Source organism: Vagococcus salmoninarum, from assembly GCF_003987495.1.
Lineage (GTDB): Bacteria > Bacillota > Bacilli > Lactobacillales > Vagococcaceae > Vagococcus_D > Vagococcus_D salmoninarum.
Genome location: NZ_NGJU01000020.1, coordinates 34,932 through 48,695, shown reverse-complemented (window position 1 = coordinate 48,695; position 13,764 = coordinate 34,932). Strand labels below are relative to the sequence as shown.

The following is a 13,764-nucleotide window of genomic DNA, read 5'->3' as shown; positions in this document are numbered from 1 at the left end:
CTGTCAATTTAGGTTTTGCCTGCTGAGCAGTAACAATCCTTAATTTACATTTTTATTGTAGCACATATCCAGGAATTGTAAACCCTTTCTTTCAAAAATGTATATTATAAGGGTTAATCAATCACTAAACCAAAGCCAAGTGCGATAATGATTGCTTGCTCCTGATTAACAATTAAGCCACTTAAGCGATCTTGAGACAATTGAATCTTTTCAAAAAGACAATTAGACCAGTTTAAGCCGTTAAGAGTCGTATTAGACCAGTTGCTACCAGAAAATTGGCACTGGTTTAAGGCGAGATGTTGCCACGTTAATTCAAAAAAATCACTGTCTTTTAGAGAACAATCTGTGAAGGCGACGATTTTAAGGGTACCGTAACTAAATGAAGTGAAGTCCATTAAACAATCAATAAATTGACAATCTTTAAGAACCCCTTCAGCAAAGTTAACCCCAGTTAATTTACAATTTTTAAAAATAACGCGATGTAAAGAGACACCGAACAGTTCAGCGTTAGAAAAATCACAATGATCAAAGATCACGTCTTGGGCCTCAAAATTCCGGAGGGAACTGCCACTGAAATTAGTTTTAGTTAGGAGACTCCCTTGGAAGCCAGCGTTACTGACTTCTTGATACGTATAATCCATGCCTTCAATTGAAGTGTTAGTCACTAGTTCTTCCCCATCTAAATATTCCGGGATAGTCTCGTTAAAAATATGGGGGAGTTTTGGTTGGATTGGTTTTTTGATTGTTTTCATAATAAGTCCTTTCTGAATGGAAATAGTAAGTAGGACTAGTGTAGCATAAAAAAAGAAAAAAGTTCCTTCTGAAAGTGAGTCGGGTTATAATGAAAAAAAGAGATAAGGAGTGTTGACAATGAAAATTAATGACTTACCGAAATTAGAGCAAAAGTATTTCAAAAATAGAATGGCACCAATTTTAGATGAATACATGATTATTGAAGAAGAGACGCATAAAACATTAGTGATAAGACTAAATGAGATGTTAATTGAAATGAGCCGAAATGATCAAGTAGATTTTACGGATCAAAAAAATATCAAGTTTATTTTGCTAGAGTTGATTCCAGATGCCTTTAGCTTTCAGCCAGATTTTTCCGGAGACATTTACTTAATACTACTCTCTTATTATGAATTTTTATATAGTCAAAAAGTTATTGATAAAACTGAATATTGTGAGATGTTACTGTTTTTTCAAAAAAATATGAAAAATTTCTTCGTCAGCATGGTCCGTGCATCAAATGACAGCTCACCATTTGAAATGGAGAATTTTCAAGATGACTCTGAACAATTCGCTACGCCTGAGGAAGTAATTGGGCTTTTTGAAGCGGTTCAGAAAAATATGGCTCAATTTCCTTCAGTGAATGTTAAGCTGAAAGAAGCAGGTTTCGTCCAATTGCGAGTTGATTTATTAGGATTTAAGCCACCTATCTGGCGCCGAGTCATCGTACCTGGGGATATTAGCTTTTGGGAGTTACATTTAGTTATCCAAGCTTTGTTTGAATGGAAGAACAGTCATTTGCATCAATTTGTTACTGAATTAGGGAAATTTGGTAATTTAGAAAACGACTATACCAACTCTAGTGAAGAGTATCTAATAGTTGAAATTGTGAAGTTTTTTAGACAGATTGATTATGTTTATGATTTTGGTGATGATTGGCGCCATCAAATTACAGTAGAGAAACACTTAACTAAAAAAGAAGCTAAAGAAGCTAATATGGAGAGAAAGGCAATTTGCCTAAAAAAAGTTAAAGATGCTCCCCTTGAAGATTCACGAGGCACAGATAAATTTGGTAATTCAACTTTAGTAGCGATTAACGAGCGCCTAGATCAGTTGAAGCTATAATCTATGATAGCTAGTCTCACTTAGGAGGAGCTAATCTTAAGTGGGACTAATTTAGAATGAAAATGCCCTTTAAATTAAAAGTCTAAAAAAAATTGACAAAAGTCTTGGGAGTTGCTATAATAAAGGAGTTGAGAATAAAGCAGGAGCACCCGCTTCTCGCCTTAGTAATGGAATGTTACTGGGCTAGATACGTTTCAAAAGATAGTTTCGACTGTCTTGATGGAATTTTTGCGGGGTCTTTGAAAACAAAGACTCTTTTTTTCTGCTTATTACTCCAAATAAATACAGAGAGGTGAATGACCATAGCAAAGGATATGATGGTAAATGACGGTATTCGTGCTCGCGAATTGCGATTAATTTCAGATACAGGCGAACAATTAGGAGTTAAGTCAAAGGCAGAAGCTTTACAAATTGCCGAAGATGCTAATCTTGATTTGGTAGTGGTTGCTCCAACAGCGAAACCACCCGTAGCAAGAATTATGGATCACGGTAAATTCCGCTTTGAGCAACAAAAGAAATCTCGTGAAGCTCGTAAAAACCAAAAGATTATTAACGTAAAAGAGGTAAGACTAAGCCCAACGATCGATGCAAATGATTTTAATACAAAAATGCGTCAAGCGCGTAAGTTCCTAGAAAAAGGAGACAAAGTGAAAGCTTCAATCCGTTTCAGAGGCCGTGCAATCACTCATAAACAAATTGGTCAGGATGTCTTAATGCGTTTTGCAGATGAAATCAAAGATTTAGCCGACATAGAGCAAAGACCTAAAATGGACGGCCGAAGCATGTTTCTAATGCTAGCACCAAAAACTGAAAAGTAAGACTATTTTGAGGAGGAAATAAGAGATGCCAAAACAAAAAACACACCGCGGATTAGCAAAACGTGTCAAACGTACTGGTGGAGGCGGACTGAAAAGATACCGTGCCTTTACAAGTCACCGTTTCCACGGAAAAACTAAAAAACAACGTCGTCAATTACGTCGACCTGGTATGGTTTCAAAAGGCGATTACAAACGTATCCGTCAAATGTTAGCATACATGAAATAATTATTCCTTTTCTAAGGATAATGACCTATTGATTAATAGGATGTGTGAAAACACACAACAAATTGAAACATACAGAACTCGAGGAGGAATATATCATGGCACGTGTTAAAGGTGGTTACACAACCCGTCAACGTCGTAAAAAGACGCTTAAGTTAGCAAAAGGCTACTATGGCTCAAAACATACATTATATAAAACAGCGAAAGAACAAGTGATGAAATCTTATGCTTACGCATACAGAGACCGTCGCCAAAAGAAACGTGATTTCCGTAAATTATGGATTGCACGTATCAATGCAGCTGCTCGTATGAACGGCCTTAGCTACAGCAAAATGATGCACGGCTTAAAATTAGCTGAAATCGACATCAACCGCAAAATGTTATCAGAATTAGCGATTCATGACGCTACTGCATTTACTGCATTAGCTGACCAAGCTAAAACGGCATTAGCTAAATAATTAAATTATCCCTTGTCTATCAAGGGTTCTAACACCTCTCACTAGTGAGAGGTGTTTTTTTTGATTCCAATAAAAAAAGCCCAAAGTCAGTTAAGACTTTAGGCTTTATTTATTTTTTAAGTTAACTACTTACTTCCCATTAAAAGCCATCACACCAACTAACTCATGGGGCTGATAAGCTTCTTCTAAATAAATCATCTCAGCTGGGCTAAAAGTAATTCCGACAGCAGCCACAGCGGCTTCAATATGGCTAATCTTAGTCGCGCCGACAATTGGTGCAGTGCTTTTTTGCAACAACCAGCCTAGGGCGACTTGGGTACGACTCAGTTTACGCTTTTCCGCGATTTCTGCCACACGTTGAATAATCAGTTGGTCTTGAGCCAAAGTCTGATCATACTTCATTTTAGCAATCTGATCGGCGATTAACCGGGGAGAGGTTTCGCTAGCATCTTTAACTAGGCGACCAGAAGCTAAGGGACTGTATGGGGTTAAGGCGATGTTGGCTTGTTGACAATAGGGCACCATTTCCCGCTCTTCTTCCCGGAACAACATATTGTAATGACCTTGGATGGAAACAAATTTAGTCCAACCATTCATTTCTGCTAAGCAGTTCAATTCAGCTAACTGCCAAGCGTAGCAATTAGAAATCCCGATTGCCCGAACTTTCCCTGCCACCACGGCTTGATGCATTCCCTCCATGACTTCTGCCATTGGTGTTTGATAATCCCACATGTGACAAATATACAAATCGAGATAGTCCATTCCAAGGTTAGTTAAACTTTGTTCAAGCATATTAGCAACATGTTCTTGACCACTGACTTGGTTAGCGATTTCCTCAGGACTACGTACGGGAAATTTAGAGGCGATGATCACATCTTCTCGTTTAGTGAAATTTTTAATGGCTTGACCTAAGTATTTTTCACTAGTCCCATCGGCGTAGACTAGGGCGGTATCGAAAAAATTAATGCCTAAGTCTAAGGCTCTTTTGATAATTTCTTGGGCGGCAAGTTGATCAATCGTCCATGAGTGATGGGCAGTTTGTTTACCAAAGCCCATACAACCAAGACCAATTCGTGAAACTAATAAATCAGAAGTACCAAGTTTTGAATATTCCATGAGAACAACTCCTTTAGTCGATTTTAAAAAACTGTAATGGCTCACGCTATCATACTAAGGTGAGTCATTACAGTATAGTAGAAAAAAGCCCCTATGACTAATGCCTATGTTTGGTCCGCTGTCATGCTTAAAAAGCTTTTAGTGTGGGCGATAAATTGGGTGGTTGCTCGGCTAAAAGGTTGGTCTCGTTTCCAAGCTAATAGGGAGGTCGTTTTTAAGCTAGGCGTCAGGGGACGAGTCGTTAGTTCTTTTTGATCCAAGTAAGGTAAAGAACCGGCGATGGTTATGGCACAGCCTAAGTTATGTCGAACGAGGACGGCAGCGTTAGTACTCAGATTACTCTTGTAGTTAATTGTCAGTTCAGAAAAGTAGTCCCCAAACCAGCTAGCAAGTTCATCACGGATGACTTGGCGACTCACCATGATTAAAGGGATGCCAACTAAATTTTCAGGCGAAATTGCGGCTTTGTGAGCTAGAGGATGATCAGGTTTCATTAAAATAACCCACTGTTCCTGAGTTTTTAAACGAATATAATCGAAGTTTTGAATATTAACGGGTTCAAGAAGGAGACCGATGTCAGTCAGCCCTTGATCCATCCGTTGCCGGACGGTGTCAGCTGTACCAGTATAGAGATCATAACTTACTAGGGGGTGTTTAGCGCTAAAAGACGCCAATAGTTCTGGTAGTAGTTGGGCAGCTGCAAACTCGCCACTGCCAATTGACACGACTCCTTCAAGGGCACCTTCTTGTTCAGTTAGTTCTCGGCGAGTTTTATTCGCTAATTCAACGATTTCAGATCCTCTTCGGTAAAGTAGCTCACCTTCACTAGTTAATTTGATTTTCCGGGAGCCACGTTGGAAAAGAGTCACTCCTAGCTGATCTTCTAATTGTTTCAGTTGCCGGCTTAAAGTTGGCTGCGTAATGTGTAAATCTTCAGCTGCTTTCGTAATCGTTTCTGCCCGGACAACGGCTAGAAAATAGTTTAACACACGAATCTCCATGTCATTTCCCCCTTACGTTTAGTCGATATTACTTCTTCACATCTAACAAGGAATAGCCGCGAACATCGTAACGGTTACGGCTGCGAGAATACTCAATTGGGCGGCCATTTTCTAAGTAGATGACTTGTTGAACTTCTAAAACCGGGTCTGTTGGCAAACAAGCTAAGTAGTCTTGGTCATAAGTATCGGCTTGAGCGGCTTGGATGTAGCGGTAGGCACCAGCGAATTGAATGTTTAAAACATGTTCTAAATAAGTGTAAATCGAGTCTTGTAAAATAGTGACATTTAACCCTGGGACTAAGTCACAAGGCATATAAGTGTGTTCTAAAACGAAAGGATGATCGTCAACGAGACGTAAGCGGATAATCTTATATACTGGGTGTTCCGCGGCAATGCTTAATTTTTCTTGTAACAGCTGGTCAGGGAATTGAACTTCAAATTCAATGACTTGGCTCCGTAATGAGGTAGTTGCTAAGTCTTTACTTAAGCCGTGGTATTCATTGACTGCCGAGGTTTGCTTATCCCAAAAGGCGTGGTTAAGAACTTTTGTACCAGCCCCTCGCCGTGAATAGACTAAGCCTTCCATCGTTAAAATCGTAATGGCTTTCTTAATCGTTGCCCGGCTGGCAGCAAATTCAGTGACGAGATCAATTTGATTCGGCAAAAGTGAATTAGTTGGGTAAGTTTGATTTTTGATTCGTTCGCGGAGAACGTTAGCTATTTCTTCGTATTTTGGCATAAAAGCACCTCCACCTCTTAGTTTAGCTTAAAAAGAGTCGAAGGACAATCGAATTCAAACATTAATTTTTAAATGTCTAGTCATTTGAAAATAAAAGCTTGATTTTTAAAGATGGCAGCGTATAATAAAAACTAGTAAGAGAAAAGAGGAGCGAAAAGACATGACAAATTATCAATTTCCCCAAGGCTTTTGGTGGGGCTCAGCAGCTAGTGGACCACAAACAGAAGGCCGGGTCCTAGGTGATAATAAAGGTGAAAGCATTTGGGATCATTGGTACGAAGAATCCCCAGAAAAGTTCTTTAATCAAGTTGGACCAGCTGAAACCTCACAAGTCTACACGAAATTTAAAGAAGACATTCAGTTAATGAAAGCAACAGGTCATACAACTTTTAGAACATCGATTCAGTGGAGCCGCTTATTTCCAGAAGGCCGTGGTGAGATTAATCAAGCAGCAGTCACCTTTTACAATGCCTATATTGATGAATTAATTGCTAACGACATCGAACCTTTTATTAATTTGTATCACTTTGATATGCCCATGGCTTTACAAGCCGAGGGTGGCTGGTTAAATCGTGAGACGGTTTTAGCTTATGTTAATTTTGCAGAAACGTGTTTTAAGTTGTTTGGCGATCGTGTCAAAAAATGGTTCACACATAATGAACCAATCGTTCCAGTAGAATGTGGTTACTTATACCAATTCCATTACCCAGCGATCGTTGATATGAAAGCAGCCGTTCATGTCGGCTATCATGAAGTTTTAGCTAGTGCTTTGGCGATTCAAGCTTATCGCAAACTGGGACAAGATGGCCAAATCGGTATTATTCTGAATTTAACACCAAGTTATCCCCGGGATGTTAACAACCCGGCAGACGTGAAAGCAGCAGCGATTGCCGATGCTTTCTTTAACCGCTCATTTTTAGATCCCTCGATTAAAGGTACTTTTCCAAAAGAGTTAGTTGAAATTGTCAAAGAGTTAGACTTTATGCCAGTAATTGGTGAAAATGACTTAGCGATTATTCAAGAAAATCCGATTGATCTATTAGGGATTAACTACTACCAACCGCGACGGATTAAAGCCAAAGAAACGCCTAAAGTAGCTGGTAGTGCCCCAATGCCTGAAGATTACTTCGATACTTACGACATGCCAGGTAAGAAAATGAATCCTTACCGCGGCTGGGAAATTTACGAAAAAGGTGTTTACGATATTTTGACGAATCTGCGGGAAAATTATGGCAACATTCCTTGTTTTATTTCTGAAAACGGCATGGGTGTTGAAGGAGAAGAGCGTTACATTAATGCCGATGGAATGGTTGAAGATGACTACCGAATTGAATTTGTCAGTGATCATTTAGCATATGTTCATCAAGGGATCCAAGAAGGCTCAAATTGTTTAGGTTACCATATGTGGACATGTATGGATAACTGGTCATGGTTAAACGCCTATAAAAATCGTTATGGCTTTATTGCTGTTGATCTTGAAAATAATGGCAAACGGACAATCAAAAAATCAGGTCACTGGTATAAAACAGTCTCTGATAATAACGGCTTTTCAAAATAAGTATCAAGCAACTAGAAATCCTCTAGTTGCTTTTTTTATTGAATAATGAGAATAGTTGAACAAAGTTCGTAAAGGTTGCTATACCAAGTTTTCAAACTGTTTTCATCAAAACGGAACACACTATATATAGATGTCAATAGTTTTATAGTTAATTAATAACACTATATGTAGTTGTATTTTTGTTGTTGATGGTTTAGAATATAGAGAGGAAATAATAAAGGAGTTTGATATTCTATGATGGAAATTACGAGTGAAAACCAAGGTGTTGTGCATTTAAGTTCAAAGTTGAATAAGATTCAAGTTGTTAAACGTGATGGACGATTAGTCCCTTTTGATGACCAAAAAATTTATGAGGCATTGTTAAAAGCAGAGGAAAAAATTCAAGGTGAGATTCAACCATTGGCGGCGGCTCGTATCCAGCACATTGTAGAATTGATTAACACTGAAATTAATGAGCGTTTTAGTCAAGACGTTAAAATTTATGAAATCCAAAATATTGTTGAACATATTTTATTAGACGAAAAAGAATATGGGATAGCTGAGGAATATATTAACTACCGGACAAATCGTGATTTTGAACGAAGTAAAGCCACGGATATTAACTTTACAATTGGTAAATTAATAGGTAAAGACCAAGCTGTCGTAAACGAAAATGCGAATAAAGACAGTGACGTCTTCAATACGCAACGGGATTTAACGGCGGGGATCGTTGGTAAGTCAATCGGGCTAAAAATGTTGCCAGCCCATGTGGCAAATGCCCATCAAAAAGGGGACATTCATTACCACGATTTAGATTACCACCCATATACACCGATGACGAACTGTTGTCTAATCGATTTTCACGGGATGTTAAATAAAGGCTTTAAAATTGGGAATGCCGATGTGGAATCGCCAAAATCAATTCAAACAGCCACTGCGCAAATTTCGCAAATCATCGCTAATGTGGCTTCAAGCCAATACGGCGGCTGTTCAGCTGACCGTATCGATGAATTATTAGCACCTTTTGCAGAAAAAAATTATCAAAAGCATTTAGAAGACGCCCAAGGTTGGATTGAAGACCAGTCAAAACACGATGCTTACGCGAAAGCTAAAACGAGTAAAGACATTTACGACTCAATGCAAAGTTTAGAGTATGAAATTAATACGTTGTTTACTTCCAATGGCCAAACACCCTTTACGTCATTAGGCTTCGGTTTAGGCTTAAATTGGTTTGAAAAAGAAATTCAAAAATCAATTTTACAAATTAGAATTAAAGGCTTAGGTCAAGAACACCGGACGGCAATTTTCCCGAAATTAATCTTCTCGATTAAAGAAGGGGTTAATTTACACCCAACGGACCCTAACTATGATGTGAAACAGCTGGCTTTAGAATGTGCTACTAAGCGGATGTATCCAGATGTTTTAAACTACGATAAGTTAGTTGAACTAACTGGTAGTTTTAAAGTTCCCATGGGGTGTCGTTCTTTCTTACAAGGTTGGAAAAATGAGGAAGGCGAAGAAATTAACGCCGGTCGCATGAACCTTGGGGTAGTTACGCTAAACTTACCGCGAATCGCTTTAGAGTCAGCAGGCAATCAAGACAAATTTTGGCAGATTTTAGATAGCCGTTTAGCAATTATGAAAGATGCCTTAGTCTACCGAATTGAACGTTGTAAGGAAGCCGGCCCTCAAAATGCCCCAATCCTTTATATGTACGGCGCTTTTGGCAAACGCCTAAAACTTGGTCAAGAAACTGACGAATTATTTAAAAACAAACGGGCGACTGTCTCCATGGGGTACATCGGTCTTTATGAAGTAGCAGCTGAGTTTTTCGGCGGTGATTGGGAAACGAATCAAGCAGCTAAAGCTTTCACCATTGATATTTTAAAATATTTGAAAAAACACACCGACCAATGGGGGGATCAATACGGCTATCACTTTAGTGTTTACTCAACGCCAAGTGAAAGTTTAACGGATCGTTTCTGCCGCTTAGACCAAGAGAAATTTGGGATTGTCGAAAATATTACAGACAAAGACTACTATACAAATAGTTTCCATTACGACGTCCGTAAAAATCCGACACCTTTTGATAAATTAGATTTTGAAAAAGATTACCCGGAATATTGTTCCGGTGGTTTCATTCATTATTGTGAGTATCCAGTCCTCCAACAAAATCCGAAAGCCTTAGAAGCAGTCTGGGATTATTCTTACGATAAAGTTGGTTACTTAGGAACGAATGCCCCAATTGATCATTGTTACGAATGTAATTTTGAAGGCGACTTTACGCCAACAGCTCGTGGCTTTGAATGTCCCCAGTGTGGCAACCATGATCCGAAAACGTGTGATGTTGTTAAACGGACTTGTGGTTATCTAGGGAACCCTCAAGCGCGACCAATGGTTCACGGCCGTCATAAAGAAATCTCGTCACGAGTTAAACATATGAAATAAAAATATTAAGAGGGAGGTGTGACTGCTGTCATGGCTCCTTTCTTTTCAAGGAGGAATCTGCTGATGCGTAACCCGAAACCCCAAGAATGGTCGTCTGACGCTTACAGTCACGGCTATTATGGTGATTACAAAGCCTTTAACTTTGTAGATGGTGAAGGCGTTCGTTGTAGCTTGTATGTTAGCGGCTGCCTATTTGCCTGTGAAGGCTGTTATAATAAATCAGTTCAAAATTTTAAATACGGGCAACCTTATACTAAGGAATTAGAAAATCAAATCATCACTGATCTAAGTCATGATTACGTTCAAGGAATGACCTTGTTAGGGGGGGAGCCTTTTTTAAACACAAGTGTCTGTCTATCCCTAGTCGATCGCATTCGCGAGACTTATGGCGAGACTAAAGATATTTGGTCTTGGTCAGGCTATACTTTTGAAGAACTATTATTAGAAACTCCAGATAAACTGGAACTTTTGAATAAAATTGATGTCTTAGTCGATGGCCGTTTTGAATTAAAAAAATTAAATCTTAATTTACAATTTAGAGGCAGTAGCAATCAACGAATTCTTGATGTTAAAAAATCTTTAGCAGCAGGTAAAGCGGTGATTTGGGATAAATGTGTCGATGGTACGATGAGTTTTGAACAAATCAAAAAAGCTGATCTCATTTAAATCTGAAAAAGGAGGTGTGACAAAAGTCGTTTAAATACAAGTACTACGTTAAACTTCGTTGTCCCTGTCTCTAATGACTAAAGTCATAAGAGGCACGGCTATTGGAAATAAATTCCGACTTCGATCACATCAACCTCTAACGATTAAAATCGTAAGAGTTGAAGGAACAATCAGTTCTTTTGATTGTACGGATTTATTGAAATTATCGTGCCTTCAAAGCTTTGCGCTTCAGCGCTTAGCATTTGTTGAGAAGGTCGTTATTTGACTTTTGGAACCCGTTAATCAAATAACGTTCGTCAAAATCAAGGGATCGTCGACTACTGTCACGATCCCTTTTTTTAAATCAATTTTTCTTCTTGGTCAGAAGTATAGTAATTCAGATGGGGGAAGAGTAGACTAACAGTTGTCCCTTCATGTAAGGTTGATTCTAAATACAATTGATGACCTAACTTAGTCGTTAAATTTTTAGCTAAGTATAAACCTAAGCCAGTGGAATGGTGACTCTGGTTACGACCGGTTTGCCCGGTAAAGCCTTTATCAAAGACCCGCCGTTGTTCCTCTAAAGGGATACCAATCCCAGTGTCAGTTATCGCGATCCAAGTGCCTCGCTCATTTTCTGATAGGCTGATCGTAATTTGACCGTTATCAGCTGTATATTTAAGACAGTTACTTAAAATTTGGTTCAAAATAAAGCTTAACCACTTTTGGTCCGTTAAGACTTGAAAGTCAGGTCCTTCAATAGCGTAATGAAGATTATGTTGGATAAAGTAATTCGCATTTTGGCGAATCAGTGGTAATAAAATACTTTTTAACGAAACTTCCTGAATCAAATAGTCCCGGGAAAAACTATCTAAGCGGGAATAATAAAGAACTTGGTCCACGTAACTTTCAATTTTTTGGACATCATTTTCCAGTTGATAAAATTGTTTTTCTTGGATCTTATCTTCAATTAGTTCATTCAAAAGTTTAACGGAAGCTAAGGGGACTTTGATTTCATGAACCCAACTGTCGATAAACTCTTTTTGTTCTTTTTGATTGTGAATGAGGGTCTCTAAGGCCTCATGCTGCTCACTAATTAATTGTTGAATATAACTATGAATGTAAGCTTGCTCCCCCGTTAAAGGGATAGAGGCTTGATCCAAAGGACTATTAGCAGTTAGTTCAGACTTTTCAACTAAAGCTAACCATTTCTGAATTTTTAAAAAGCGAATAATTAAGTAACCTAGCAAAATCAAACTAGCAATAACAATGATATAAAGCAAGGTTTCCCAATTAAAATGAACACTTGGTGTTAACCAGAGAATTAAAGCAGTCATAGCTAAGAAACTTAAAGCTAAACCAATTACATCTAGCTGATCTTTTAAAAAGGTTGAAAACTTCATGTCACAGGCTCCTAACTAGGGAATTAAATACCCTTGGCCAACTTTCGTTTGAATGTAACTTGGTAGGCCGGCTAAATCAATTTTTTTCCTAAGACGATTAATATTAACGGTTAACGTGTTATCATCAACAAAACGTTCATCATCCCATAAGGCACGCAATAGTTTATCACGACTTAAAATTTTACCGTTATGTTTCATTAAGTAATAAAGCAACTTGTATTCATTTTTGCTTAAATCGACAATCTCATCACCGACTTGGAAGGTACTGTTTTGGACGTTTAATAACAGGCCTTGATGTTCAATGATTTCAGTATTTTCTTCACTATAATTATAAGTTCGCCGTAATAAGGCATTAATCTTAGCAGTTAAAATATCTAAAGAAAAGGGCTTATTAACAAAATCATCGCCACCCATATTCATGGCCATAATCATGTCCATATTCGTATTACGACTGGAAATAAAAATAATTGGGACTTTTGAAAGGTCACGAATTTTTTGACACCAATAAAACCCATCAAAAACCGGTAAGTTAATATCTAATAAAACTAACTGAGGTTGTTCACGTAAGAAATCAGTTAAAACATCTTGGAAATCAGTCGTTTGAAACGTTTCAAAATTCCATTTGACTAATGCTTCGCTGACCATGTCACTGATATTTTTTTCATCTTCGACAATCATTATTTTAAACATTAAGACCCTCCTAGGCGTTTGTATCATTAAAAGAAAAGCTGTGTTTAATAAGTGGCCTCACTAAGGCGAGGAGGACACTTAAACACAGCTGTTATCTAAGGACGATAAGCACATCGTAGATTTGGACAACTTTTTTGATGGTTGTTTTCCAAGTGAAACTAATTTCTTTTACCGCTTCACTATTTTTTAAAGTTGGTAAAACAGTCACTAACGTTCCGCTAAGTTTCTCACCTTTTTTTAAGGTCGTGTTCTTTAAATCAGAAGTATCAGCTAAAGGATAATCTTTTTGATCAATCCGAAACATAATATCTTCTGGATGAATCTTGATATCTTCAGAGGTATTATTGACTAAATCAAAAGAAATATCAATCAAGCCTTCGCCTTTTTGGCCAATGGCGGTCATGCTTTCTTTCGTTAATTTTGCCACGGCAGCGCTAGTAATCGTCGTAACTAAGCCTTCTTTTTCAATCGGTTTATCAATGATGTAAGTTTTAATACTTTCCCCATTGTTTTCTTCAGATTTGTCTTCTTGAGCGGACAAAATAACATTAATCGGTTCTAATTCGCCGGATTGTTCTGGAATGACTTCTTTTGAAGTGCCAGGTTTGGTTTTTCCTGTACTCGTTTCTGTTTCCTTCGTCTGTTGGCTACTAGTCGTCGGTTTTTGGTTAGTTGGATAGATAGGCTTTTCAACAGGGGTTAGGGCTGAATTCACTTGATAAAAAAGTGGAATTAAGACTAAAATCCCAGTGACGGCTGATAAAATGCAAAAAGCAATGAGTTTTTGTTGTGGAGATAAACGTTTAAAATCTATTTTCTTCAAAATATC

Annotated in this window: 14 protein-coding genes; 7 read left to right on the top strand and 7 right to left on the bottom strand. The window is 38.1% G+C overall.

Annotated features, from left to right (window positions below; translation table 11 throughout):
* Positions 1–113 precede the first annotated feature (113 nt).
* Positions 114–752, bottom strand: coding sequence for a pentapeptide repeat-containing protein (locus CBF35_RS12165; protein ID WP_126781573.1), 639 nt, complete (start codon positions 750–752; stop codon positions 114–116).
* 118 nt (positions 753–870) lie between these two features.
* Between CBF35_RS12165 and CBF35_RS12160 the strand changes: the two genes are divergently transcribed.
* The 4 genes from CBF35_RS12160 to rplT all read left to right on the top strand — a co-directional run bounded on the left by CBF35_RS12160 (position 871) and on the right by rplT (position 3,356).
* Entirely contained in the window at positions 871–1,857 is a 987-nt protein-coding gene (locus CBF35_RS12160) for a plasmid pRiA4b ORF-3 family protein (protein WP_126781571.1), read from the top strand.
* Positions 1,858–2,153: 296 nt separating this feature from the next.
* Positions 2,154–2,675, top strand: a complete 522-nt coding sequence (gene infC, locus CBF35_RS12155) for a translation initiation factor IF-3 (RefSeq protein WP_126781569.1) — start codon at positions 2,154–2,156, stop codon at positions 2,673–2,675.
* Positions 2,676–2,700: 25 nt separating this feature from the next.
* The gene (gene rpmI, locus CBF35_RS12150) at positions 2,701–2,901 is read left to right on the top strand and encodes a 50S ribosomal protein L35 (RefSeq protein ID WP_126781567.1); all 201 of its coding nucleotides are present in this window, start codon (positions 2,701–2,703) and stop codon (positions 2,899–2,901) included.
* Between the two features lie 95 nt (positions 2,902–2,996).
* A complete protein-coding gene (rplT, locus tag CBF35_RS12145; RefSeq protein WP_126781565.1) occupies positions 2,997–3,356 on the top strand; it encodes a 50S ribosomal protein L20 in 360 nt (119 codons plus the stop codon).
* Positions 3,357–3,485: 129 nt separating this feature from the next.
* On the opposite strand, the gene CBF35_RS12140 is transcribed toward rplT, so the two are convergent.
* From CBF35_RS12140 to CBF35_RS12130, 3 genes are all read right to left on the bottom strand, one after another.
* Positions 3,486–4,472 carry an aldo/keto reductase gene (locus CBF35_RS12140; RefSeq protein ID WP_126781563.1) on the bottom strand — a complete coding sequence of 329 codons (987 nt, stop codon included), beginning with the start codon at positions 4,470–4,472 and terminating at the stop codon, positions 3,486–3,488.
* A gap of 104 nt (positions 4,473–4,576) precedes the next feature.
* Positions 4,577–5,473, bottom strand: coding sequence for a LysR family transcriptional regulator (locus CBF35_RS12135; RefSeq protein ID WP_126781561.1), 897 nt, complete (start codon positions 5,471–5,473; stop codon positions 4,577–4,579).
* 28 nt (positions 5,474–5,501) lie between these two features.
* Positions 5,502–6,212 carry a GntR family transcriptional regulator gene (locus CBF35_RS12130; protein ID WP_126781559.1) on the bottom strand — a complete coding sequence of 237 codons (711 nt, stop codon included), beginning with the start codon at positions 6,210–6,212 and terminating at the stop codon, positions 5,502–5,504.
* A gap of 160 nt (positions 6,213–6,372) precedes the next feature.
* Here CBF35_RS12130 and CBF35_RS12125 point away from each other — a divergent pair, with 160 nt between their 5' ends.
* The 3 genes from CBF35_RS12125 (at position 6,373) to nrdG (ending at position 10,863) form a co-directional block, all read left to right on the top strand.
* Entirely contained in the window at positions 6,373–7,770 is a 1,398-nt protein-coding gene (locus CBF35_RS12125; protein ID WP_126781557.1) for a glycoside hydrolase family 1 protein, read from the top strand.
* Positions 7,771–8,004: 234 nt separating this feature from the next.
* Positions 8,005–10,197: an anaerobic ribonucleoside-triphosphate reductase gene (nrdD, locus tag CBF35_RS12120; RefSeq protein ID WP_126781555.1), complete on the top strand. Its 2,193-nt coding sequence runs from the start codon at positions 8,005–8,007 to the stop codon at positions 10,195–10,197.
* A gap of 63 nt (positions 10,198–10,260) precedes the next feature.
* The gene (nrdG, locus tag CBF35_RS12115) at positions 10,261–10,863 is read left to right on the top strand and encodes an anaerobic ribonucleoside-triphosphate reductase activating protein (RefSeq protein WP_126781553.1); all 603 of its coding nucleotides are present in this window, start codon (positions 10,261–10,263) and stop codon (positions 10,861–10,863) included.
* 338 nt (positions 10,864–11,201) lie between these two features.
* On the opposite strand, the gene CBF35_RS12110 is transcribed toward nrdG, so the two are convergent.
* From CBF35_RS12110 to CBF35_RS12100, 3 genes are all read right to left on the bottom strand, one after another.
* Positions 11,202–12,245 carry a sensor histidine kinase gene (locus CBF35_RS12110; protein ID WP_126781551.1) on the bottom strand — a complete coding sequence of 348 codons (1,044 nt, stop codon included), beginning with the start codon at positions 12,243–12,245 and terminating at the stop codon, positions 11,202–11,204.
* Between the two features lie 15 nt (positions 12,246–12,260).
* Positions 12,261–12,935, bottom strand: coding sequence for a response regulator transcription factor (locus CBF35_RS12105; protein WP_126781549.1), 675 nt, complete (start codon positions 12,933–12,935; stop codon positions 12,261–12,263).
* A 91-nt stretch (positions 12,936–13,026) separates the two neighbouring features.
* A complete protein-coding gene (locus CBF35_RS12100) occupies positions 13,027–13,758 on the bottom strand; it encodes a hypothetical protein (protein WP_126781547.1) in 732 nt (243 codons plus the stop codon).
* Between the last annotated feature and the right edge of the window lie 6 nt (positions 13,759–13,764).

Bases quoted from the DNA above. Each gene is read 5' to 3' on its own strand.
- CBF35_RS12165 (WP_126781573.1), bottom strand. From the start codon at position 752: ATGAAAACAATCAAAAAACCAATCCAACCAAAACTCCCCCATATTTTT.
- CBF35_RS12160 (WP_126781571.1), top strand. From the start codon at position 871: ATGAAAATTAATGACTTACCGAAATTAGAGCAAAAGTATTTCAAAAAT.
- infC (WP_126781569.1), top strand. From the start codon at position 2,154: ATGACCATAGCAAAGGATATGATGGTAAATGACGGTATTCGTGCTCGC.
- rpmI (WP_126781567.1), top strand. From the start codon at position 2,701: ATGCCAAAACAAAAAACACACCGCGGATTAGCAAAACGTGTCAAACGT.
- rplT (WP_126781565.1), top strand. From the start codon at position 2,997: ATGGCACGTGTTAAAGGTGGTTACACAACCCGTCAACGTCGTAAAAAG.
- CBF35_RS12140 (WP_126781563.1), bottom strand. From the start codon at position 4,472: ATGGAATATTCAAAACTTGGTACTTCTGATTTATTAGTTTCACGAATT.
- CBF35_RS12135 (WP_126781561.1), bottom strand. From the start codon at position 5,473: ATGGAGATTCGTGTGTTAAACTATTTTCTAGCCGTTGTCCGGGCAGAA.
- CBF35_RS12130 (WP_126781559.1), bottom strand. From the start codon at position 6,212: ATGCCAAAATACGAAGAAATAGCTAACGTTCTCCGCGAACGAATCAAA.
- CBF35_RS12125 (WP_126781557.1), top strand. From the start codon at position 6,373: ATGACAAATTATCAATTTCCCCAAGGCTTTTGGTGGGGCTCAGCAGCT.
- nrdD (WP_126781555.1), top strand. From the start codon at position 8,005: ATGATGGAAATTACGAGTGAAAACCAAGGTGTTGTGCATTTAAGTTCA.
- nrdG (WP_126781553.1), top strand. From the start codon at position 10,261: ATGCGTAACCCGAAACCCCAAGAATGGTCGTCTGACGCTTACAGTCAC.
- CBF35_RS12110 (WP_126781551.1), bottom strand. From the start codon at position 12,245: ATGAAGTTTTCAACCTTTTTAAAAGATCAGCTAGATGTAATTGGTTTA.
- CBF35_RS12105 (WP_126781549.1), bottom strand. From the start codon at position 12,935: ATGTTTAAAATAATGATTGTCGAAGATGAAAAAAATATCAGTGACATG.